The 21,516-nt window shown below is 69.0% G+C and carries 21 protein-coding genes; 7 read left to right on the forward strand and 14 right to left on the reverse strand.

Going from position 1 to position 21,516, the window contains the following annotated elements; translation table 11 throughout:
- Positions 1 to 37: 37 nt before the first annotated feature.
- Positions 38 to 1,555 carry an MFS transporter gene (locus ACFY3I_RS18375; protein ID WP_390861470.1) on the forward strand — a complete coding sequence of 506 codons (1,518 nt, stop codon included), beginning with the start codon at positions 38 to 40 and terminating at the stop codon, positions 1,553 to 1,555.
- On the opposite strand, the gene ACFY3I_RS18380 is transcribed toward ACFY3I_RS18375, so the two are convergent.
- The 3 genes from ACFY3I_RS18380 to ACFY3I_RS18390 all read right to left on the reverse strand — a co-directional run bounded on the left by ACFY3I_RS18380 (position 1,541) and on the right by ACFY3I_RS18390 (position 4,230).
- Complete coding sequence (locus tag ACFY3I_RS18380) at positions 1,541 to 1,909, reverse strand: cytochrome C oxidase subunit I (protein ID WP_390861471.1); 369 nt, start codon at positions 1,907 to 1,909, stop codon at positions 1,541 to 1,543. The genes ACFY3I_RS18375 and ACFY3I_RS18380 overlap by 15 nt on opposite strands.
- A complete protein-coding gene (ctaD, locus tag ACFY3I_RS18385; protein ID WP_390861472.1) occupies positions 1,906 to 3,600 on the reverse strand; it encodes a cytochrome c oxidase subunit I in 1,695 nt (564 codons plus the stop codon). The genes ACFY3I_RS18380 and ctaD overlap by 4 nt, the downstream gene beginning before the upstream one ends.
- A 177-nt stretch (positions 3,601 to 3,777) precedes the next feature.
- On the reverse strand, positions 3,778 to 4,230 hold the full coding sequence (locus tag ACFY3I_RS18390; RefSeq protein ID WP_390861473.1) for a hypothetical protein: 453 nt from the start codon (positions 4,228 to 4,230) through the stop codon (positions 3,778 to 3,780).
- A gap of 144 nt (positions 4,231 to 4,374) precedes the next feature.
- Between ACFY3I_RS18390 and ACFY3I_RS18395 the strand changes: the two genes are divergently transcribed.
- Positions 4,375 to 5,334 carry a GlxA family transcriptional regulator gene (locus tag ACFY3I_RS18395; RefSeq protein WP_390861474.1) on the forward strand — a complete coding sequence of 320 codons (960 nt, stop codon included), beginning with the start codon at positions 4,375 to 4,377 and terminating at the stop codon, positions 5,332 to 5,334.
- A gap of 176 nt (positions 5,335 to 5,510) precedes the next feature.
- Here ACFY3I_RS18395 and ACFY3I_RS18400 read toward each other — a convergent pair whose 3' ends face one another.
- From ACFY3I_RS18400 to ACFY3I_RS18420, 5 genes are all read right to left on the reverse strand, one after another.
- A complete protein-coding gene (locus tag ACFY3I_RS18400; protein ID WP_390861475.1) occupies positions 5,511 to 5,813 on the reverse strand; it encodes a hypothetical protein in 303 nt (100 codons plus the stop codon).
- Positions 5,814 to 5,908: 95 nt separating this feature from the next.
- Positions 5,909 to 7,177, reverse strand: a complete 1,269-nt coding sequence (locus ACFY3I_RS18405) for a hypothetical protein (RefSeq protein ID WP_390861476.1) — start codon at positions 7,175 to 7,177, stop codon at positions 5,909 to 5,911.
- Positions 7,178 to 7,215: 38 nt separating this feature from the next.
- Positions 7,216 to 7,722 (reverse strand): SigE family RNA polymerase sigma factor, encoded by a 507-nt coding sequence (locus ACFY3I_RS18410; protein ID WP_365293145.1) that lies wholly within the window; start codon positions 7,720 to 7,722, stop codon positions 7,216 to 7,218.
- A 192-nt stretch (positions 7,723 to 7,914) separates the two neighbouring features.
- Positions 7,915 to 9,090: a serine hydrolase domain-containing protein gene (locus ACFY3I_RS18415; RefSeq protein WP_390861477.1), complete on the reverse strand. Its 1,176-nt coding sequence runs from the start codon at positions 9,088 to 9,090 to the stop codon at positions 7,915 to 7,917.
- Positions 9,091 to 9,232: 142 nt separating this feature from the next.
- Positions 9,233 to 11,116 (reverse strand): N-acetylmuramoyl-L-alanine amidase, encoded by a 1,884-nt coding sequence (locus ACFY3I_RS18420; RefSeq protein ID WP_390861478.1) that lies wholly within the window; start codon positions 11,114 to 11,116, stop codon positions 9,233 to 9,235.
- 371 nt (positions 11,117 to 11,487) lie between these two features.
- On the opposite strand from ACFY3I_RS18420, the gene ACFY3I_RS18425 reads away from it, so the two are divergent.
- Both ACFY3I_RS18425 and ACFY3I_RS18430 read left to right on the forward strand, forming a co-directional pair.
- Entirely contained in the window at positions 11,488 to 12,333 is an 846-nt protein-coding gene (locus ACFY3I_RS18425) for an alpha/beta fold hydrolase (RefSeq protein WP_390861479.1), read from the forward strand.
- 22 nt (positions 12,334 to 12,355) lie between these two features.
- Positions 12,356 to 12,889 (forward strand): WHG domain-containing protein, encoded by a 534-nt coding sequence (locus tag ACFY3I_RS18430; RefSeq protein WP_390861772.1) that lies wholly within the window; start codon positions 12,356 to 12,358, stop codon positions 12,887 to 12,889.
- A 70-nt stretch (positions 12,890 to 12,959) separates the two neighbouring features.
- Here the strand turns inward: ACFY3I_RS18430 and ACFY3I_RS18435 are convergent, their stop codons facing one another.
- From ACFY3I_RS18435 to ACFY3I_RS18455, 5 genes are all read right to left on the reverse strand, one after another.
- On the reverse strand, positions 12,960 to 13,472 hold the full coding sequence (locus tag ACFY3I_RS18435) for a nucleoside deaminase (protein WP_390861480.1): 513 nt from the start codon (positions 13,470 to 13,472) through the stop codon (positions 12,960 to 12,962).
- A gap of 40 nt (positions 13,473 to 13,512) precedes the next feature.
- Entirely contained in the window at positions 13,513 to 14,058 is a 546-nt protein-coding gene (locus ACFY3I_RS18440) for a hypothetical protein (protein ID WP_390861481.1), read from the reverse strand.
- Positions 14,055 to 15,773 (reverse strand): hypothetical protein, encoded by a 1,719-nt coding sequence (locus ACFY3I_RS18445; RefSeq protein ID WP_390861482.1) that lies wholly within the window; start codon positions 15,771 to 15,773, stop codon positions 14,055 to 14,057. The genes ACFY3I_RS18440 and ACFY3I_RS18445 overlap by 4 nt, the downstream gene beginning before the upstream one ends.
- Positions 15,774 to 15,882: 109 nt before the next feature.
- Positions 15,883 to 16,080 (reverse strand): DUF397 domain-containing protein, encoded by a 198-nt coding sequence (locus tag ACFY3I_RS18450; RefSeq protein WP_390861483.1) that lies wholly within the window; start codon positions 16,078 to 16,080, stop codon positions 15,883 to 15,885.
- Positions 16,081 to 16,926 (reverse strand): helix-turn-helix domain-containing protein, encoded by an 846-nt coding sequence (locus ACFY3I_RS18455; protein ID WP_390861484.1) that lies wholly within the window; start codon positions 16,924 to 16,926, stop codon positions 16,081 to 16,083.
- Positions 16,927 to 17,142: 216 nt separating this feature from the next.
- Here ACFY3I_RS18455 and ACFY3I_RS18460 point away from each other — a divergent pair, with 216 nt between their 5' ends.
- The 3 genes from ACFY3I_RS18460 to ACFY3I_RS18470 all read left to right on the forward strand — a co-directional run bounded on the left by ACFY3I_RS18460 (position 17,143) and on the right by ACFY3I_RS18470 (position 20,045).
- Positions 17,143 to 17,766, forward strand: coding sequence for an ATP-binding protein (locus ACFY3I_RS18460; RefSeq protein WP_390861485.1), 624 nt, complete (start codon positions 17,143 to 17,145; stop codon positions 17,764 to 17,766).
- A gap of 137 nt (positions 17,767 to 17,903) precedes the next feature.
- Positions 17,904 to 19,325 carry a PIN-like domain-containing protein gene (locus tag ACFY3I_RS18465; protein WP_390861486.1) on the forward strand — a complete coding sequence of 474 codons (1,422 nt, stop codon included), beginning with the start codon at positions 17,904 to 17,906 and terminating at the stop codon, positions 19,323 to 19,325.
- Positions 19,326 to 19,448: 123 nt separating this feature from the next.
- Positions 19,449 to 20,045: a hypothetical protein gene (locus ACFY3I_RS18470; RefSeq protein WP_390861487.1), complete on the forward strand. Its 597-nt coding sequence runs from the start codon at positions 19,449 to 19,451 to the stop codon at positions 20,043 to 20,045.
- Between the two features lie 60 nt (positions 20,046 to 20,105).
- Here ACFY3I_RS18470 and ACFY3I_RS18475 read toward each other — a convergent pair whose 3' ends face one another.
- Positions 20,106 to 21,473, reverse strand: a complete 1,368-nt coding sequence (locus ACFY3I_RS18475) for a DNA cytosine methyltransferase (protein WP_390861488.1) — start codon at positions 21,471 to 21,473, stop codon at positions 20,106 to 20,108.
- Positions 21,474 to 21,516: the final 43 nt, after the last annotated feature.

The following is a 21,516-nucleotide window of genomic DNA, read 5'->3' on the forward strand; positions in this document are numbered from 1 at the left end:
CGTGGTTTCGGTTCCCTTCCCGGTCGAGGAGGCGCGGATGACTACGGGTGCGGACGTGGGCGTGCACGGGGCGGACGGCGGCGCCGGCGGCGGCCGGACGATCACCACCCGGATCCCGGCCCGCCTGGACCGGCTGCCCTGGTCGCGCTGGCACTGGACGATCGTCATCGGCCTCGGCACGGTCTGGATCCTGGACGGCCTGGAGGTCACGGTCGTCGGCAACATCGCGAGCCGCCTGTCCGAACCGGGCAGCGGCCTGGCGATCTCGTCGTCCCAGGTGACCGGTCTGGCGGCCGCGCTGTACGTGGCCGGTGCCTGTGTCGGAGCGCTCTTCTGGGGCCGCCTGACCGACCGCCACGGCCGCAAGAAGCTCTTCATGATCACTCTGGTGGTCTACCTGGCCGCCACCGCCCTGACGTCGGTCTCCTTCGCCCCCTGGTGGTTCTTCGTCTTCCGCTTCCTGACCGGCTTCGGGATCGGCGGCGAGTACGCGGCGATCAACTCCGCGATCGACGAACTCATCCCGGCCTCCTACCGCGGCCGCGTGGACCTGGCCATCAACGGCAGCTTCTGGGTGGGCGCGGTCGGCGGCTCGCTGCTCTCGATCGTCGCGCTGAACACGGACTTCCTGGCCAAGGACGTGGGCTGGCGCCTGACCTTCGCGCTTGGCGTGGTCCTCGGCCTGGTCATCCTCCTGGTACGGCGCAACGTCCCGGAGAGCCCGCGCTGGCTGCTGATCCACGGCAGGGAGCGGGAGGCGGAGGAGATCCTCTCCTCGATCGAGCGCCGGGTGGAGGCCGAGAAGGGGGAGCCGCTCGCCGACCCGGAGACCGAACTGGTCATCCACCAGCGCTCCGCCGTCACGTTCGCCGAGATCGCCCGTACGGTCTTCCGGGACTACCGGCGCCGGGCCGTCCTCGGGTTCTCCCTCTTCATCGGCCAGGCGTTCCTCTACAACGCGATCACCTTCGGTTTCGGGACGATCCTCACGACCTTCTTCGACGTGCCGACGGGCGACACGGGCTACTACTTCGTGGTCATCGCGGTCGGCAACTTCCTCGGCCCGCTGCTGCTGGGCAAGCTCTTCGACACGGTGGGCCGGAGGGTGATGATCTCCTCGACCTACCTGCTGTCGGGCGTGCTGCTGTTCGCCACGGCGTGGCTGTTCGACCGGGGTGTGCTGTCGGCGGGGACGCTGACCGCGTGCTGGTGCGTGGTGCTGTTCTTCGCGTCGGCGGGAGCGTCCAGCGCCTATCTCACGGTGTCCGAGATCTTCCCGATGGAGACGAGGGCCATGTCGATCGCGTTCTTCTACGCGCTGGGCACGGCGGCCGGCGGCATCAGCGGCCCGCTCCTGTTCGCCGACCTGACCGGGACGGGGAAGGTGGCCGACACGGTGCTGGCCTTCCAGATCGGCGCGGGCCTGATGTGCGCGGCGGGGCTGGTGGCGGCGGTGTGCGCGGTGAACGCGGAGCGGCGGTCCCTGGAGGACATCGCCACCCCGCTGACGGCCGCCCCGCGGGCCGGCGCGAAGGGGCCCTCAGCGGCCCAGTGACACCGCCGCCGCCAGGAAGGCGGCGCCCCCGCACGCGGCCAGCGCCCAGCCCGCGCAGCGGGCCCGCAGCACGCGGTACCGGCGCTCGTACTCGCCCCGCAGGGACACCGACCGGGCGGCGATCCGCTCCAGGTCCTGCCGGGCGCGCCGCAGGCTGTCGCCGACGTAGTGGCGTTCGATCTCGTCCCGTTGGGACGTGGTCAGCCAGTCCATGGGGCGGGTGAACTCCCGCGCCCGCTGCTCGGCCTCCGCGATCCGGGCCCGCCACAGCAGGTATCCCTCCACCTCGTTGCCGAGGTCCTGGCCGGATCCCCGCCGCGGCATGCCGCCCACTCGGTGTCCCGAGTCCGTCATGAGTGGGCGCCGTGGGCCTCGGCCTCGGCGAGGGCGACGTCGGGGTGGTGCAGGTCGAACGCCGGGGACTCGCTGCGGATCCGCGGCAGGGTGACGAAGTTGTGCCGCGGCGGCGGGCAGGAGGTCGCCCACTCCAGTGAACGGCCGTACCCCCACGGGTCGTCGACGCCGACCGGCTTGCCGTACCTGGCCGTCTTCCACACGTTGTACAGGAACGGCAGGATCGACAGGCCGAGCAGGAACGAACCGATGGACGAGACCGTGTTCAGCATGGTGAAGCCGTCGGCCGCCAGGTAGTCGGCGTAACGGCGAGGCATGCCCTCGGCGCCCAGCCAGTGCTGCACCAGGAACGTGCCGTGGAAGCCGATGAACAGCGTCCAGAAGGTGAGCTTGCCGAGCCGCTCGTCGAGCATCTTGCCCGTCATCTTCGGCCACCAGAAGTGGAAACCGGAGAACATCGCGAAGACGACCGTGCCGAAGACCACGTAGTGGAAGTGGGCCACCACGAAGTACGAGTCGGAGACGTGGAAGTCCATCGGCGGCGAGGCCAGGATGACACCGGTCAGACCACCGAACAGGAACGTCACGAGGAAGCCGGTCGCCCACAGCATGGGCGTCTCGAACGACACCGAGCCCTTCCACATGGTGCCGATCCAGTTGAAGAACTTCACGCCGGTCGGGACCGCGATGAGGAACGTCATGAAGGAGAAGAACGGCAGCAGGACGCCTCCCGTGACGTACATGTGGTGCGCCCACACCGTCACCGACAGGCCCGCGATCGCGATGGTCGCGGCGACCAGACCCATGTAGCCGAAGACCGGCTTGCGGGAGAAGACCGGCAGGACCTCCGTCACGATGCCGAAGAACGGCAGTGCGATGATGTACACCTCCGGGTGGCCGAAGAACCAGAAGAGGTGCTGCCACAGCAGTGCTCCGCCGTTGGCCGCGTCGAAGACGTGCGCGCCGAACTTGCGGTCCGCCTCCAGCGCGAACAGCGCGGCCGCGAGGACCGGGAAGGCGAAGAGGACCAGGACCGCGGTCAGCAGCACGTTCCACACGAAGATCGGCATCCGGAACATCGTCATGCCGGGTGCGCGCATGCAGATGATCGTGGTGATGAAGTTGACCGCGCCGAGGATGGTGCCGAAGCCGGAGAAGGCCAGCCCCATGATCCACATGTCGGCGCCGAGACCCGGCGAGCGGACCACGTCGGACAGCGGCGAGTAGGCGAACCAGCCGAAGTCGGCCGCGCCCTGCGGGGTGATGAAGCCGGCCACCGCGATGGACGAGCCGAACAGGTAGAGCCAGTAGGCGAACATGTTCAGCCGCGGGAACGCGACGTCCGGCGCGCCGATCTGGAGCGGCATGATCCAGTTCGTGAAGCCGGCGAACAACGGCGTCGCGAACATCAGCAGCATCACCGTGCCGTGCATCGTGAACGCCTGGTTGAACTGCTCGTTCGAGACGATCTGCAGACCCGGGCGGGCGAGCTCGGCGCGCATGATCAGCGCCATCACGCCGCCGATCAGGAAGAAAGCGAACGACGTGACCAGATAGAGCGTTCCGATGGTCTTGTGGTCGGTGGTCGTCAGCCACTTCACCACGACGTTGCCGGGCTGCCGGCCTCGCAGCGGCACCTCGCTGTCGTAATGGGGGACGGCGGAGGGCTCGGGGTCGTTGAGAACGGTCACCGGTGTGTGTCTCCAGACGCTCGCGGTTCGCCCGCACCATGGCGTGATCCTCCGGCCATCCTGTCGGCTCCGGCCGAGGAGAGAAGCCCCGAGCGGCCCGCATACGGCCGAACGCGTGATCAGGACCCACGAGTGGAGCAAACCCGCCACTCTCCCGGGGGAGGGGGAGACGGCGGATCAGGCGCCGGTCGTCGACCCCGGTCGTACGATCATCAGAATCGTCACGGCGGCCCAGAGCAGGTTGAACATCCCCGTGAACATGGCGAGCCGGACGGTCGCCTCCCGGGTCCCGCCACCGCTCTCCACCAGCGCGCTCTGCCGGGGCAGCACCAGCACGGCGAGGACGACGGCCGCGAGCGCGGTGAGCGCCATCGACGTGATCAGCCAGGCGCTGCCCAGCACGTGCATGCTGCTCGCGGTGGCGACCCCGAACACCGGGACGACGACGCCGACGAGGGCGTACACCTGGCATATCCGGTGCAGCAGCCGGAGGGTCCCGGCGGCCCGGACGTCGTCGGGCGCCTCGACGGCGCGCCGGGCGGCCGGCGGGAACATGCTGGCGGCGACGGTCACGGGGCCGATCGCGACGATCGCCGCGAGGACATGGACGGCGAGGAGGAACTTGGTCACGGCCTCGACCGTAGGCGGCCGGTCGATCTTGCGGAAGCGGCGATACTGCCATGGGTCGACGGATTCTCGCCAGCGTGTGCGTCGCCCGCCCAGGAAGCGGGCCCGCACCTTGGCCGCAACCCGTCGAAGGGTTACGTTCCTGCCATGCACACCGTCGCCGTTCTCGTCCTGGACCAGGTCATCCCGTCCGACTTCACCATCCCGATCGACACCTTCGGCTGGGCCCGGCTGCCCGACGGCCGGGACGCGTACCGGGTCCGGGTGTGCGGGCAGGCGGACGAGGTGACCGCGGCCGGGGGCGCGTTCACGGTGCGGGCGCCGTACGGGCTGGACGCGCTGGCGGAGGCGGACACGATCATCGTGCCGGGCGTCGCGGACACCGCGTACGTCCTGCCGGGCGAGGTCGATGACGCCCTGTGCGCGGCGGCCGCGAACGGCACGCGCATCGCGTCCGTGTGCGTCGGGGCCTTCGTCCTCGCGGCCACCGGCCTCCTGGACGGCCTGCGCGCCACCACGCACTGGGCCGCGGCCGACGGCCTGGCCGCGCGGCACCCGCGCGTCGACGTCGACCCGAACGTCCTGTACGTCGACAACGGCCAGTTCCTGACGTCGGCCGGCGCGGCCGCGGCCATGGACATGTGCCTGCACATGGTCCGCAGGGACTACGGTTCGGCGGTCGCCGCGCACACCGCCCGGATGTCGGTCATGCCGCTGGAACGGGAGGGCGGTCAGGCCCAGTTCATCGTCCACGACCAGCCGCCGGCCCCCGCGGGTGCCGTCCTGGAGCCGCTGCTGGCCTGGCTGGAGGACAACTGCGACCGCGACCTGACCCTGGAGGAGGTGGCGGCCCGGGCCGGGATGAGCACCCGCACCCTCAACCGGCGCTTCCGCGACCAGACCGGCACGACACCGCTGCAGTGGCTGCACCGCGCACGGGTACGCAGGGCGCAGCACCTGCTGGAGACCACCGCGCACCCCGTCGAACGCATCGCGGCCCAGTCCGGCTTCGGCTCCCCTACGGCCTTCCGGGAACGCTTCCGCAGGGTCGTCGGCACCAGCCCCCAGGCCTACCGCCGCGCCTTCCGGGGCGCGGACGCCACCTAGCGGCTCACCGCCACCGCCGGCACCTGCGCCTCCCGGCGATGGCCTGCCGGTTTCTCGGCGGTGTCCGGCGGTCCTGCCGGTCTACCGGCGGTCCCTGGCAGTCCCTGGCGGTCCCTGGCGGTTCCTCGTGGTTCCGGCGGGGGTGCCGGCGGGGGTGCCGGCGGGGGTGGTGCCGGTCAGGCGTGCCGGTCGGCGACCGCCCAGGACGCCAGGGCCACCGCGCCCGCCACGCCGAGGACGGACGGCCAGGCGCCGACCTTCTTGGCCAGCGGATGCGACCCCGCGAACGCGGCGACGTACGCGACGGACAGCGCCCCGGCGGCCTTCCCGCCCGCCCGCCGGTTCCACTGCTGCGCGGCGGCGGCCCCCGCGACGGCCAGGACGGCTCCGCCCAGCGGCCGCTTCCTCGTCCACCGGGCCACGCCGTACCCTCCGACGAGCCCGCCCGCGGCGATCACCGAACTGGGAACCCTGGCCATGCCTGTCTCCTTCTGTCACCTTCTGCCTGGTTTCCCGAGGCTAGCGCGGTGGCGGCAGCACCCATCGAACCTGAGCCGACCCGTGTCAACCCCGGTCACGACCTCCACTTGGGGCTGAGCGCGACGGCGCGCAGCTGCTTGATGGTCAGCGCCGGTGCGGTGCGGGTCGCGGCGGTCTGCTGGGACCCGGAGTTGAAGGCGCTGATCACCACCCGGAACCCGTCGGCGCGCATGGTGTCGACGGTCCACATGACCACACCGTCACCGCCCTTCTCCCCGGGTCCCTTGTGCTCGGCGACCCGGGTCCCGTCGGGGAGCGTCTCGGACCCGGCCCCGAACAGCTCCCCCGCGACATCGGACATGTCCGGCTGCACGTTGATCTGGACGAGGCTCCTGCCCCTGCCGTCGTTCACGACGAGGTAGGTGAACTGGCTGTCGTCGTCGGCTCCGTACGCCACGATCTTCAGCCCCTTCGGCATCAGCGAGACGAGTGTCCGCCGGAGCGCCTTGCCGTCACCCTGGGGGATGGGCGGTTCCTGGGTCTGCCGGGGATCCGCCGGGATCGTGTCCACCACCCCGCGCCACTCCCTCGCCGCCGCCAGCGTCTTCAACTGCGCTGCCGACAGCGGAGGTTGGTCCCGGCTGACGGGTGAGTCCTTCTCCGAGGCGGCGTTCCACTCGCTCAGCGCGACGTGATGGCCGTCCGGCGTGACGAGGTTGGCGGTCCAGAGCTTGGTGTCCACCCGCCGGTCCGGATACTCGTACCCCTTGACGACGGTCACGACGGAGGCGTCCGGCAGGTGGCTGGTGACGCAACTGTCGTACGGGATGTAGACCTTGTCGGGGCACCGGAGGGCCTGCTGGGCGTCGTACCCGCCCGGTGCCACCCGGTTCACCGTGACACTGACGGCGGCGGCACCGTGCCCGTCGTCGTACACGACCTGCGCGTACGGCGCCACGAGCGGCTCCTTCCTGTCCACCCCCCGCCCCACCGCGTTGCTGAACCTGCCCTTCGGCAGCAGCCTTTCGAGGGTGCGGATCATCTGGTCCGCGGTGACGGGCGCGGCGGCGGCGGAGGACGCGACGCCGGACGGCTTCGCCACCCCGGCGGCCGAGGCGGGGTAGCGGCCGGACGAGGCGCCGTCCGGCAGGGCCAGCGCACCCGCCACCCCCACCAGCGCGACGCCGGCCGCGCCCCCCAGTACCGCGGCCCGCCGTCGGCGCCGCAGCCGCCGCCCCCGGACGGTACCGGCGGCGGCCAGGACGCCCCGGTCCGTGTCGAAGGTGCCGCCGGTGTCGTGCAGGGCGTCGGAGAGCCGGCGTTCGAAGTCCGTTTGTTCCGTGTTCTGTCGGTCGATGGGCATGACGAATCACCGCTTCCACGAGGTTGATGCGCTTGGTGTCAGGAACGTGCGTACTCGGCGAGGTCCTCGCCCAGCAGCTCCCGCAACCGGGCGAGCGCGCGTACGCACCGCGTACGGACGGCGGCCGAACTCACGTTGAGCGCGTCCGCGGTCTCGTGCACCGACCGGTCCTCCCAGTACCGCAGCACGACGACGGCCCGGTCCTTGGCGGGCAGCCGCGCGAGCGCGTCGAGGAGGGTCAGCCGCAGCGAGGGGTCCGCACCGGTGTCGGCGAGTTCGGGAAAGGAGTCCCTGGCCCGCTCACTGCTGCTGAACCGCCGCCGGTGCGCGAGGAAGGTCCGGGTGAGGACCGTCTGCGCGTATCCGGCCGGGTTCCCGACGCGGGAGACACGCCCCCAGCGGAGGTAGATCCGCCCGAGGGCCTCCTGCACCAGATCCTCCGCGAGATGGGTGTCCCCGGCGGTGAGCAGACAGGCGGACCGGTACAGGTGTCCGGCCCGCCCCGCGGCGAACTCGGCGAAGTCCTCGCCGCCTCCCTGACCCATCCGCAGACCTCCCCCGTTCCCGGCGCACCGCCGTTCCACCTCACTGATGCGGTGGGCCCGGGAAAATGTTTCAAACAATTCTCAGGCGAGCTCCCGGGGCGGCCCACAGCCTCCCGCGCCGGCGACCGTCACCGGGCCGGCGCCTCCCACGCCCGGACCGCTACCTGGCCCGCGCCCCCCACGCCCGGACCGTCACCGGGCCAGCGCCTCCCGCACCGCGTCGACGAGCGCCGCCGCGCGCGGATCCTCCGCCCCTTCCACGATGCTGTTCATGACGTAGCCGAAGGCGATGCCGTGCTCCGGGTCGGCGAAGGCCAGCGATCCGCCGCGGCCGGGATGACCGAACGCGCGCGGACCGGTCAGCGGGGCCGTCTCCACCGGCAGCATGTACCCGGAGCCGAACCGGACCGGGAACATGATCACCCTGTCCACCCCGGCGGACTGCTCCGCGGTCGCCGAGGCGAGCGTCCCGGGCGTGAACAGCCGTACCCCGTCCACCTCCCCGATCAGCGCGGCGTACATCCGCGCCAGCGCCCGCGCCGTGCCGATCCCGCCCGACGCGGGCAGCTCGGCGGCCTGCACCTCGGCGGAGTTGAAGTCGATGTCGGCCGGATCGGTGACGGCGAACGCCCGGTTGCTCAGCGAGTCCGGATCCTGCAGCGCGGCCACGAACTCCCGAACCTCGGGCGGGACCGCCGCGAGCGGTACGGTGCTCAGGTCGAACGCGGGCTTCGGGTACACCATCCGGCTGACCCGTCCACGCTCGGCGGCCGGCAGCCCGATGTAGAAGTCCAGGCCCAGCGGTCCGGCGACCTCCTCGGCGAAGTACCGTCCGGGCGTGCGCCCGGAGACCCGCCGTACGACCTCCCCGACCAGCCATCCGAAGGTCCGCCCGTGATAGCCGTGCGCGGTCCCCGGCTCCCACCGCGGCCGCTGGACGGCGAGCGCGTCCACCATCGGCCCCCACGCCAGCGCGTCCCGCAACGGCACCGGCGGGTCCACCGTGACCACCCCGGCCCGGTGGGACAGCAGCCACCGCACCGGGATCCCGGCCTTGCCGTTCACCCCGAACTCGGGCCAGTAGTCGGCCACGGGCGCGTCCAGGTCCAACTCCCCGCGCTGCGCGAGCAGATGCGCGACGGTCGCGGTGGCCCCCTTGGTCGCGGAGTACACCAGCTGCAGGGTGTCCCGCTGCCACGCCCGCCCGGTCCCCGGATCCGCGATCCCGCCCCACAGATCCACCACGGGCCGCCCGTCCCGGTACACGCACACGGCCGCGCCGACGTCCCCCCGCCGCTCGAACCCGGCACGGAACGCGTCCCGCACACCCTCGAACCCCGCCGCGACTTCCCCGTCGATCGTCGTCATGAACTCATCCTGGCACCGCGGCCCAGCATGTGCATGCCTCACCGGAAACGGGCGGTGCCCAGGAGCCGTCGGCCCCTGGGCACCACGTGCGGTTCGGGACGCGCTCGGCGCACCGTCCCCCGTCTCGGTCCTTCTGCGCGCCTCAGCCGTCCGTGGCCGTGACGTCCGACGCGTACACGAGGCCGACCCGGTGGTTGTACTGGATGGTGTACATCGCCTTGGCGCCGGTGACGACCGCGCCGCTGGACGGGAAGAAGTCGTCCGTGGGCGACGGCGCCACGGTGGCCACGTAGGCCTGGCCGGCCGGCACCGTGTACATGCTCAGCGGGGCCTGCGTGGACGGCGACAGGCCCGCCGGGTACTCGGCGGCGTCCGGGTAGCTGGAGCCGTACACCGCCACCGGCGAGGTGCCGGCCGCCGTGATCACCTTCACCCCGTGGGCGGGCGCGGTGTTGCAGCCGTGCGGGTTGTGGAACCACACCTTCGAGCCGCCGTACCAGACGGCGGTCCAGTCGCCGTCCTTGTCGGCGACCACGAACTGCTGCCCGGCCGCCGCCATGGCGCCCCAGTCGTTGATCCGGTCGGTGCCGGCCGCACCCGGGTGCAGCGCCTGGTCGCCGAAGAGGGGAGCGGTGTCGCTGGGCGCGGTGCGCAGGTAGAGGAAGTCCGACGGCTGCTGAGTCTCCGTGCACGCGGTGGTCGCGCCGGTCGGGTCGTCGGAGGGGCAGATCTGCACGGTCTGCAGGTTCGTCTCGAACCGCGGGGCGATGGTGACCACCGAGCCGACCGGGCCGACGCCGTGCCGCCGGGTGTGCGCGCCGACCAGGCTCATCAGGCGGTTCCAGTCCCAGGACGGGCCCGGATCCCAGTGCATCCCGCTGACGAGCGACGAGTTCGGCCCGGCGACGTTGTCGTGGCCGACGATGTGCTCGCGGTCCAGGGGTATGCCGAAGCGCGCGGCGAGGTACTTCACCAGGTCGGCCGTGGCCTCGTACTGCGCCTCGGTGTACCAGGTGCCGCCGTGCGCGGCGTAGCCCTCGTGCTCGATGCCGATCGAGTGCATGTTGGTGGAGTAGTTGCCCGCGTGGAAGGCGAGGTCCTTCGTGGGCACCATCTGGGTCACCGCGCCGTCGGAGGACCGCATGACGTAGTGCGCGGCCGAACCGCCCGCCTTCTGGAAGAGGCTGACGGCCGCGTCGTACGAGGTCTCGGTGTCGTGGATGACGATGCTGTCGATCCGGATGCCGTTGGCGGGACGGTCGGAGACCTGCCCGTTGGACGGCGCCGCCGGAACGAAGGTGCAGGCGACGGTGGCCGGGCACTCCGTGTCGGCGGTGACCGCGGCCTTCAGGTGCAGGTCCGCCAACTGGCCGGTGTCCGGGGTGACATCGCTGTCGGCCGCCAGGCGCACGCGTGCGCCGTCGGCCGTGGTGCGGGCGGCGCCCTTGCGGACGGTGGCGAAGACGCGGTCGGCGAAGGCCGAGGCGCCCTGTCGCTGCCCGGCCTGGCTGTAACGGGCCACGGCCGCGTACCAGTCGCCGGGATCGGCGGACACGGATCCGGTGGCGGCCTTCTGGTAGGAGGCGAGCAGCGCCGCGCCGCCGCGGATGTTGGCGGCCGGGTCGGTGCGCAGTCGCGCCACCGGCAGCCCGGTCAGCTTCGCGGCGGCCTGGAGGGTGTGCAGCGCCGGATCGGCGGCCATCCGCTTCAGATCACCGCGGCCGGCCGCGCCCGCGTCGCCGCCGGCCATCATCGCCGGGGTGACGTCCGTCAGGTGCATCGGCCCGTAGCCGCCGTCCGTGCTGTACCGCCCGCCGTGCGTGTCCCAGGCCGACTCCTGGTATCCCACGGCCAGCAGCACCTGACGCGGTACGTGGTAGGCGTCGGCGGCGGTGGTGAAGTCGGCCTGCAGACCGGCCGGGCCGCCGGTGGCGGTGCCGCTGGCGAGGGCCGGCGCCGGCAGCGCCGCCCCGCCCGCGACGGCGAGCGCGGCGACGGCGGTCAGCAGGACCGGACGGCGGCGCATCGGCACGTCGTTCCCACGTCTGGGATCGCTTCGTCTGGGATTGCTTGTGCTCATGGAAAGTCCCCGGACCTCGGAAGATCAAATGGCAATGGCGGAATGGGAGATGCGCGCGACGGGACATCGGTTCATCGACCGGCCGGTATGCGCTCGGCTCCGCGACCTGCGCGGGGTTCACCGTCGCCGCCATGGAGGCCGATGATTGCGCCCCGCACGAAGCCGAGTCAACTCCGGCTCGGTGTAGAGAGTTTGGAGATTCCGGGACAACTGGGGGTGGGCGATGGAACCCGCGTGCGCTCCCGTCGTTGACAAGTTCGGCTAATGACATTAGCTTCTAGCTAACGACATTAGCCAAGCGGGACGGGAGTCAGGACATGACCGAGTACCTCGACGTCGACGGCGGAACGATCGCCTACGAGGTGACGGGGAGCGGCCCGTTGGTCGTGCTCGCCCACGGCATGGGCGACAGCCGGGCCGCCTACCGCGCCGTGATCCCCCGACTGGTCGCCGCGGGCCACCGGGTCGCCGCGGTCGACCTGCGCGGCTGCGGCGAGTCCGGCACCGACTGGTCCGACTGGAGCCGCACCGCCATCGCCGGCGACCTGCTCGCCGTGATCCGCCGGCTGGGCGGCCCGGCCGTGCTCGTCGGTCACTCGATCTCCGGCGGCGCCGCCACCATCGCCGCGGCGCAGGAGCCTTCGCTCGTCACCGCCGTCGTCGAACTGGCCCCGTTCACCCGCAAGCAGTCGATACGCCTCGGCGACCTGCGGGTCAGGCGCTTCCGGCAGGGCATGCTGCGGCTGATCGGCGTCGGCGCGTTCGGCAGCGCGCGGCTGTGGCGCTCCTACCTCGAGGTGGCCTACCCCGGCGTCCGGCCCGCCGACTGGACCGAGCGCCTCGCCCGCGTCGACGCCCTGCTGGACGAACCGGGCCGCATGAAGGCCCTGCGGGCCATGGGCCGCACCACCCCCGCCGACGCCGGCGCACGCCTCGGCGACGTCCGCTGCCCGACCCTGGTCGTGATGGGCACGCTCGACCCGGACTGGACCGACCCGCACGCCGAGGGATCCGCGATCGTCGACGCCCTGCCGTCCGGACTCGGCCGCCTTGAGATGATCGAGGGCGCCGGGCACTACCCGCACGACCAGTTCCCCGACCAGGTGGTATCCCTCATGCTCTCCTTCCTCCGGTCCCTCCCCTCGGACGCCGCCCGTGGCTAGGGCCGGCCTGGACCCGGCGACCGTGGTCGCGGCCGGCGCCGCCCTCGCCGACGAGGTGGGCCTCGCCAACCTGACGATGGGCCTGCTGGCCGAACGGGTCGGCGTGCGCACCCCGTCCCTCTACAAGCACGTCGGCGGCCTGGAAGACCTCACCCGGCGCATCGCGATCCTCGCGCTGAACGAGGCGGCCGACGCGGTCGGCGGCGCGATCCAGGGCTACGCGGGCCGCGACGCGCTGGCGGCCTCGGCGCGCGCCTTCCGTACCTTCGTCCGGCAACACCCCGGCCGCTACGCGGCGACGATCGGCGCGCAACCGTCGGGCCCCGACGACCCGTTGGCCACGGCGGGCGGCCGCCTGCTCGACTCCTTCAAGGCGGTCCTGCGCGGCTACGACATCCCGGAAGCCGACACCGACCACGCCCTGCGCACCCTCCGCAGCCTCGTCCACGGCTTCGCGACGCTCCAGGCGGGCAACGGCTTCCAGTGGCCCGCGGACATCGACGAGAGCTTCGAGTGGCTGATCGGCTTCGGGGATCGGGGGTTGCGGGGGAGGTGAGTGTGTCGGCGGCTGTGCACTGGCTCGGTCCTCGCCGCTCCGGATCCAACAGCCCCGGCCAGCCGGTACTTCAGAGCTTGGGTTCCACGGGGAAGGGCAGCTTGTCGGCCCAACTGGCCAGAGCCGCAGAGGCGATCTCCCGCGTCTCACCGCCGACCGAAGTCTCCTGAAGCAGGGTCCGCTCCGCGTTCGGGACGCTGAGTTCCCGGTAGTACTGGAGGTCCTCGAACCCGCTGACCGCGACGTCATGGCTGGTCGCGGCATAGACGAGGCGCGGGACGCGCGCCCAGTAGCAGGCGACCAGGCACATGGGGCACGGCTCGCTGCTGGAGTACATCACGGCGTCCTCCATGAGGTGCCGGCCGAGCTTGCTGCCGGCGGCACGGAGGGCCATCACCTCGGCGTGCGCCGTCGGGTCACGGAGTTCGACGACCGAACTGGTGCCGGTGGCAACGACCTCGCCGTCGATGACGACGAGGGCACCGAACGGAGTCTTGCCCTCGTCCTCCAGGGCATGGCGGGAGATTTCGATGGCCTGCGAGAGAAAGACGTGGTCCTCGGGGGTCTCGGGGGAGAAGGGCACCTGGTCTCCAAGTTTCTGGCGGGGCGGCTCGCGACCTCGCTCACATGTAGACGGAGGGATCGGCGTCGCCGAAGGGGCCGTCCAGATCCATGTCATAGCCAGTGAGGGGTGTGGTCGCGCCGACGGTACGGATGATGTCCAGCGCCAGCCCGGCCCGCTGGCGGTCGGTCCAGTCGCCGTTGTCCAGCACTTCGACCATATCCGGGATGGGAGCGGACGACTGGCTGCCGTTCAGGATCAGCCGGTGGATCCTGGGTGCCGGACTGCCAGGCGGGCGGACCAGAAGGCTGGCGGCGGCCAGCCGGTGGTGCCACTCATCGAACGCCCGGTCGACGGAGGAGGCCCTGGCGGCGGCCCCGGACACGGCGGGCAGGTTGTGCAGGATCACACGGTCGACAGTGAGGCCGGTGCCTCGACGTAACTGGGCCCCCAGGACTGCCTGATCGACTTCGTTGCGGAGGTCTGTGAGATCCGGCCGGAGCCACGCCAGACCGCACTGCACGACCACGACGGCCGTCACCTCGCGAGACGAGAGCGCGGCGATGCGTTCGCGCCAGACGGCCACGTCTATGACCGGGTCCGTCATGCGCCCTCCCTGGTGTGCGCCCCGACCAGGGTCAGGACCTTCAGCCCCACGACGATGGCTTCGACCGGCTCGCTCTCCCCGGCCGCGCCAGGAAGCACACGCGTGGCCAGACCAGCGGTCGCCTTCAGGCCGGCCGGAGGGAGCGCGGCGAGGAAGTCACGCAACTCCGTGTCGTCCTCACCTGGCGCGAGTGGAGCCAGGCGGCATGCTACGGCGAGGATGACCGCCGCGGGCCGCTGATGCGGCTCGACGTGAGGCGCGGGAACACGGTAGGCGCGGCCGACCCGGCCGTGGTGTACGCGTTCACTCGCCGACCCGGCCGGAGCCGTACGGGAGAGAAGCGTGAGCAGGGCCGTACGCGCCTGCGCGGCTGTGGCGAAGTAGCGGTGAGTGGCGAACGTACGCAGGTAGGCGCCCAGCAGTTGGTGGTCGGGCGTGAATTCGGGACGGACCAGCTCCGGGGGGTGGGGGATGCGGCAGTCCCGCAGGGTGGCGAGCGCGGTCACCGAAGCGAGGGCCCAGAAGTGGTCGTACTCGCCCACGCAGCCGAACACCGCACGAGTCGCGTCCGCCGCCTCGCTGGCCACGGCATCCTCCCCACCGAACAGCGACAGACGCAGTTGGGTGAGGATGGACGCGCCGTCCCAGTAGTTCCCCATGAACTTGGTTCCGGTCAGGATCTCGTACACGCCGTACAGGGCGCCAGCCTGATGTGCACCGTGAAACTCGCAGAACTCGCTGGACCAGTGCAGGGCTTGGAGGGGTTTCGGAAGCAGCGTGCCGAGTTCGTCCGGGCCTGTGGCCGACTTCGGGTCCGGGTCGACGCACCGCAGGATCTTCAGCCGGGCGTCGGTGCTCAGGGCGACCAACTCGCGGGCGGACCGATTGGAGGCGACGCCCCGAACCGACATCAGGAGCGAGGTGTTGGCCAGCCAGGCCAGATAGCGGCTGAGTGATCCGAGTGCCGGAGCGGGCTCTGGCAGGGTCCGGCACAGCCGCACGACGGAGTCGACCAGGTCGTGGGCGCAGGTGGTCGCCTGGATGGGATCGGCTCCGCTGACCAGGGCGGCCCGGGCGAGCCGGTGCAGAACGTCGATATGGAGCGCGATCGCTGTCTCGGCCGCCCCTGCCGCGACCTCGGCGTCGACCAACTGGTCCACGAGGTTTCCGACAGCGGTCGGATCGTTGCTGGTCACGGCCTGACTGATGGCGCTGAGGTAGGCGTCGACGACCGGACCGTTCTGGAATTCATGAGCGGAACGCCCGGTGCCCGCTCCCGCGTGACCGAGCGCTTCACCGAGCGTCCGGCACAGCAACCGGTTACGGCCGCCGACGCTGGCCAGCCCGAAGAGCTGTATGAAGGAGAAGATCCCGAAGATGTTGGCGAGCAGGAACAGCAACGCGCCATAGGTGGCGCTCACCCTGTTGCCGCCCAGTAACCCGCAGGCGGTGAAGAGGGCGGCGACCCAGCCGATGAGCACCCACTCTCGGAAGGCGATATGGCCGTCTATCGCCCGTAACGAAGGCCACGAACTTGCCGCGGAGAAGGTGAGCGCGAAGATCACGGCCTCGCCGGTGAGCAACGTGGCGAAGAAGGCGATGCTGAACTGAGTGGCTGCTATGACGTCGTCGGCGCTGCGTGGATACAGGACTGCTACGACCGCGAGTACGACGGCACACACGCACAGCACGACCTGCCGACGTCTCTGCACCACGCCCGCTCGCTCCCCCCGGCGCCTCAGCTGACGCAGCCAACTCTCGCACCTGGCAGGTCAGTTGCCAACAGAACTGATGAGTGATCACTGGGCTGGAGCTGTAGGGCGGTCATGTCACGACGTCGGTCACAAACCTGCCCCACGTCTGGGCCGAAATCCTCAGGCGGGGGCCGGCGGGCCGCTTGGAATCTCGTATGAGCACCGCGGCCGGACCAAACGCAGCCTCTAGGCACTCGGTTGCGTTTCCCCCGCTGTAGGACGACTTGAACCATCTGGGCTCTTCGGCGACTCCACGGACTGCGGACATCTACAGCTCCTTGCGAATGCGTTCGATCATGGACGAGGAAGCTTCCATGTCCAACGCTTGGGCGCGAAGGTACTCGAACGCAAGTCTGTACCGGTGAAGCTCCTCGTCCTTCTCAAGGAACAGCGAGCCCGTATGGAAGTCGACGTACACCACGTCGAGGGTCGGCTCGGCGCCGCCCACCATGACGAAGCTGCCCAGGGCGGCGGCGTGGGCTCCCTTGGAGAAGGGCAGCACCTGGAGCGTGATGTGGGGCGACTCGTTCGCTTCGAGGAGCCGGCCAAGCTGCTCCTTCATGATCTGCGGTGACCCGACGATGCGGCGGATCACGGACTCGTCCAGGATCGCCCAGAGCCGAGGCGGCCTGGATCGGTTGAGGATGTCCTGCCGCTTCATGCGGATGTCGACCAGCCGCTCGATCTCTCCGGACTCCAGGGGGACCTCGTTGGCGCGCTGCAATGCCGTGCAGTATGCGCGGGTCTGCAGAAGACCGGGAACGTAGACGCAGGAGAAGTGGCTCTCGCTCACCGCTTCGTCCTCAAGGGTGAGCAGCAGGTTCATGCTCTCCGGGATGGAGTCGGCGAAGGAACTCCACCAGCCTTGCTGCTTGGCGTCTTTCGCCAGCGCGACAACGGCTAGTCGCTCGGAATCAGTTGCCCCGTACTCTCGGCAGAGGGCATCGACAACGATCCACTTGACGGGGCCCGCCTGCGTCTCATAGCGGCTGACCGTGGCCTTGGAAACGCCGACCAGCCCGCCTGCCTCCTCAAGCGTCAGCCCCTTGCGTGCCCGCAACTTGCGCATCGTCGACCCCAATTGGCGGCGACGGGTGGTGGTCCGCTCGGCCATACGACTCCTTCATCTGCGCCCAGGCGTTGCCCGATGATCGTCCTCAGGCTAGGTAGTCGGGGAACTGGGTGACCATCAGATTCACTCGATGGGTTCCGGTGAGAAGTTACACAGTGAGAGTTCTCTGTGTCATGCTCGCTCACAGAACCGCTACGCAATGCAGTCGTACGTATACGACAGGCGCAGCAGGTGCGTGGCTGGGAGGGAGGAGCCGACATGTCTGGCTGCGAGTTCACCGAACCCCGACTTCGCTGTGTCCTACCGTTCGAGGCAGCACCAGCTGAGGTGCAACTGCTCAGGAAAGCAGTCGGACAGCAGCTGAGCCGGTGGGGCATGCCAGTCGCTACCGACGATGCCGAGCTGCTGGTTACGGAGTTGGCGACGAACGTCCTCAAGCACGTTGGAGAAGGGGCCTCGGCGACCTTGGTCCTTGAGTGGAGAGACGAACGGCTCCGCGTGGAAGTCCACGACAAGAGCCGCGCGATTCCGGCCCTCAAGTCGGCGCAGTGCGATGAGGAATGTGGCCGAGGCCTGCACCTCCTTGCCACCCTCGCGGTGGACTGGGGCGCGGTCCTGACCGCAGCCGGGAAAGCGGTCTGGTGCGAGATCCCGCTCAACGTGGGGAAAAGCTGCCGACGCATCGAGCGGGCGGTCGAAGCGCTGGAGATCTACCAGGGCGGTGGCGAGCGGCAGGGCAGAAGTCGAGAAGCCGCCCTCGACCAGTCGGCGATCGAACTGATCGCGGACCTGCTCCATTGGACCGTGGCCCGAGGGCATGACCCGGACGACATCCTCGACTTGGCGCAGATGCACTACGAGGCGGAAGCAGAAGCGGCCTAGCCATCCGCATAATGCTTGGCTGCAATGCCGTATAGGGCACCCCGTTGTCGGTCCGTCCTATACGGCTTCCGCCCTCACCGCGATCCTGTGCCAGGATGATCTCATCTGAGACCGCGTGAGTTCAGGGGGATGTACACATGGAGGACCCAGCACTGCTCCGGCGGTTCCACGCCTGGCTCCAGCCCGTGCCGTCGCCGCAGGACACTGCCCGCCTCGCCTTCTTTCAGGACGCTGTGATCGTTCTGGACACCAACGTACTTCTCAGCCTTTACGAGTACACGGCGGAGTCCCGAGAGGAGGTCCTCGCTGCGTTGGGACAAGTCTCCGGCCGTCTGTGGATGCCATACCAGGTGGGGCTCGAATTTGTCCGCGGGCGACGCAGCGTTTTGGAGTCGCGTAAACGAGTCCTCGGTGACGCCTCGAAGTCTGTGAATGCCAAGCTCGCAGCGGCGCGTAACGCGATTATCGAAGCGAAGGACACTGTGCGGGCTCAGCTGCAGAAGTACGCGCGTGTGCCGGCTGACATAGCTGCGCTCGACCAACTAGTCAGCGTAGCTGCAGTCGATGAGCACCTTGGTCTGTACCGCGACGTCTTCAAGGCCCACTTGGACATGCTGAAGAGTGGGCATGACCTGACCCCCGTCAACGTCGACACGGCAGACCCGATTCTCCCTCGTGTAGCAGACCTCTACGAGGACCGTGTCGGTCTTCAGCCAGATGACCAATTGCTCCAACGGCGGCTGGACGAGGCGGTGGCGTTCCGGTTCCCGAACCAGATACCACCGGGCTTCAAGGACTTTGACAAAGGAACTCCGCTAAAGGCGGCCGGCGACTTCCTGATTTGGGAGGAAGTGATTGAGCAGGCCGCCCTGCTCCCGGAAGGGAGCCGTCGGGTTCTCTTCGTGTCCAATGATGTCAAAGAGGACTGGTACGACGTCAGTAATGGTAAGCAACGCCCGTGGCCGGCGCTGCTGGATGAGATTCAACGCCGCGCCGGGGCTGAATTGCGTCTTGAGACTCCGCCGGACTTCTACGCGGGCGTAAGGATGTACCTGAACGCCAATCTTGCAGACGACACTTACGAAGAAATTCGGCGTGTGTCTGAGACGTTCACTCCTCCGACGCTGGACGACGACGGCACAGTAGTCACAACGAGGACGGCCGGGAATCTTGTGCCGCCTGGCGACTTGCCGGTTGTGGCCTATCGATCTGCCGGACTGACGTCGCCGGCCGTACGCGGCACTATGGAGTCGCCGACGCCCGCGGAACGCCTCGTCCAGTGGTGGCTTATCGGGGTCACGGCACAGTTGCATCGCCGGGAAGCCACCGAAAGGGAACCTCGGGTGGATATTGTTGCTGCTGTGCGGGGTGGCGACGCGCCTGCGCCCGATTGGAAACGTGGCACGGCGCTGCCCTCCGGAGAGTGGATTCACCGGGAGTCCTCCTGGATCGCACCATGGTTCCTGGATCTCCTTGGTTCTGCGCCGCCAGTTGACCGCGGGATCCTGAGCGCCCTGGCCTCGCAGCAGGCAGCTGAGAATCAACGCCCCACTAGCTGACAGAGCCTGAGACAGAAGGATGCGCGTGAGGCGTTTCGGCGGATGAGAAATCGCCACGCGATCCCATCTTGCCCCGAGCTACTGTCGCAACCTCCGCTCTCTCTCCGAGAAAGGGATAACGCTGTGCCTGCAGAGAACGAAGAGCAGACCGAGGCATGGGCGAGCCTTAGGCCGACATCCGCCTACGCGGTCCGCGAGCTGAGCTCCGCCTTCGAGCGAGAGAGCACTCCGCCAGACGATCTCATCGACGCTTACCTCTTTGCCAAGCGCAACCTGGCCCAGTCGATGCAGGCGTTGTTGTTGTCCCAGCTTCCCTCTGAATGCCCTGATTTCGCAGAGCTGAGGGCCAGCATCCAGGCGGAGATGGAGAACCGTTACGCCGATCGGATCCCGGAGCGGTTCCTCAAAGTTCCCTATGGCAGTAAGGTGCACGAACTCCTGTTCATGATCCTCTTGCGTAACCTCGGAAATCGGGTCGACAGCGACAGGCTCCGCCTTGCGACCCGAGACAACGTCCACACGGAGCGCCGCACGAGGGAGCTGCGAGAGCTGGGGTTCAACATCGCAACGTCTGAGTCGGATGGCGGCCAGTACTACACCCTGGTCGACCTGGGAATCGACTTCTCGAAAGTGCCCGAGCTCATAGCCAAGACGATCAATAAGTCGGAGTCGCTCACTACGGCTGAGAAAAGCAACCTGATGGACAAACTTGCTGACTAGCATGGCGAATTGCAGGGGCGGCGCCGTTGCCGAACGCCGCCCCGCTGTTCTCTTGCCTTATCAGCTGATCTTAGCCCGGAGCTGGGTGAACAAATCGTGCCGCTGATGGTCGTCCTGGCCAGTGAATGCCTTGAATTCGCCGAGGCTGTAGGCGATGACACCGCTAGATCGATTTGTCATTGTCACCGCGAAGTCGTGGCCAAGGTGGTTCAATCGCCGCTCGACGTCCGGCTGCTCAAGGAGAGTGCCCTTCTTGCCGAGCCTGTCAATGATCTGGTCGACAGTCAGAGGACGGTCGGAACCTCGAAGCAGCTTGTACACCGGATCCAGGACCCGATCGGTGTTCTCCACGAGGACCTGACGCTCACCCTCCTGGTGGATGGCCTTCCGGATGGCTACTCCCAGTGCCTTGGCGACCGGCGGAGGGAAGGCGTTGCCGATCTGCCGGTAGACAGAAGTCTTACGCCCGTGAAACTTCCAGCGGAACTCGCCGTCTACGGCTGAGTCACTGCCCTTAGCTGACTCAAAGTCATGCCAACCCTGGATCCGGGCAACCATGGCGGTAGTGAGCTTGGGGCCGGGGGCGCTTTCCGGAACTCGCCACCCCTTCTTTGGGGCTTCGTTGGCCACGCCCATTGCGTCCACGCCTAGGTCCGCCCATGCCCGCTTGGCCCGTGTAGGACCTAGGTCCGCCCCGCCGTGCTTCTTGGAACCGCCGACGATCGTCGGCGCGATGGCATCAGCCCGCTTCACCCACTCGGTAACTTGCTCTTCCTCCCAGCCATTGCTCGCCATCAGGTCTCTGAGGAGCTCTCCCACCGTGGGTGGTTTTTCCTCGTTGGGCGTCGGCCACTGAAAGTACTCTGCGTACTCTCGCTTGAGGGCGACTAGTACAAAGCGAGGTCTGAGCTGTGAGACACCAAATTCGTTGGCGTGGAGAAGCTTCCAGTCACCGATGTAGCCGTACTCGTGAAGCCGGTCCAGGACATGCTGCCTGTAGGCCGTGAAGCGGTTGGCGCTAAGCCCCCGCACGTTCTCCAGGAGCAACGCCTTCGGCTGGATGTCGCCGCAGAGTTCGACCGCCCAGGCAAAGAGGTCACGTTCGTCGTTGGCGCCCAACTGCTTGCCCGCGATACTGAAGGGCGGACACGGCACACCGCCCGCGAGCAAGTCGATGCCTTTGTGCTCTGCGGGCTGCCAAGTGCTGGGGTCGGCGACGTCTCCGATTGCTACGGAGCCCGCAGCCTCCTCCGCGCTGTACCCGAGAACGTCCTGCAAGTTACAACGCAGTGTGTGCGCAGCGCTTTCGTCGAGTTCTACCGCCACACGGTGGCGAAATCCCGCCCGCTCCAGCCCGAGGGTCTGGCCTCCCGCGCCCGCGCAGATCTCGACGACCTCGAGCTGTCTGTCATGCTCTGGCGTCACCATTCGATCTCCTTTCAGGCGCGCTGGCTGGGCCGGCGCGGGGCCG

The organism is Streptomyces sp. NPDC001068, from assembly GCF_042897315.1.
Classification (GTDB): domain Bacteria; phylum Actinomycetota; class Actinomycetes; order Streptomycetales; family Streptomycetaceae; genus Streptomyces.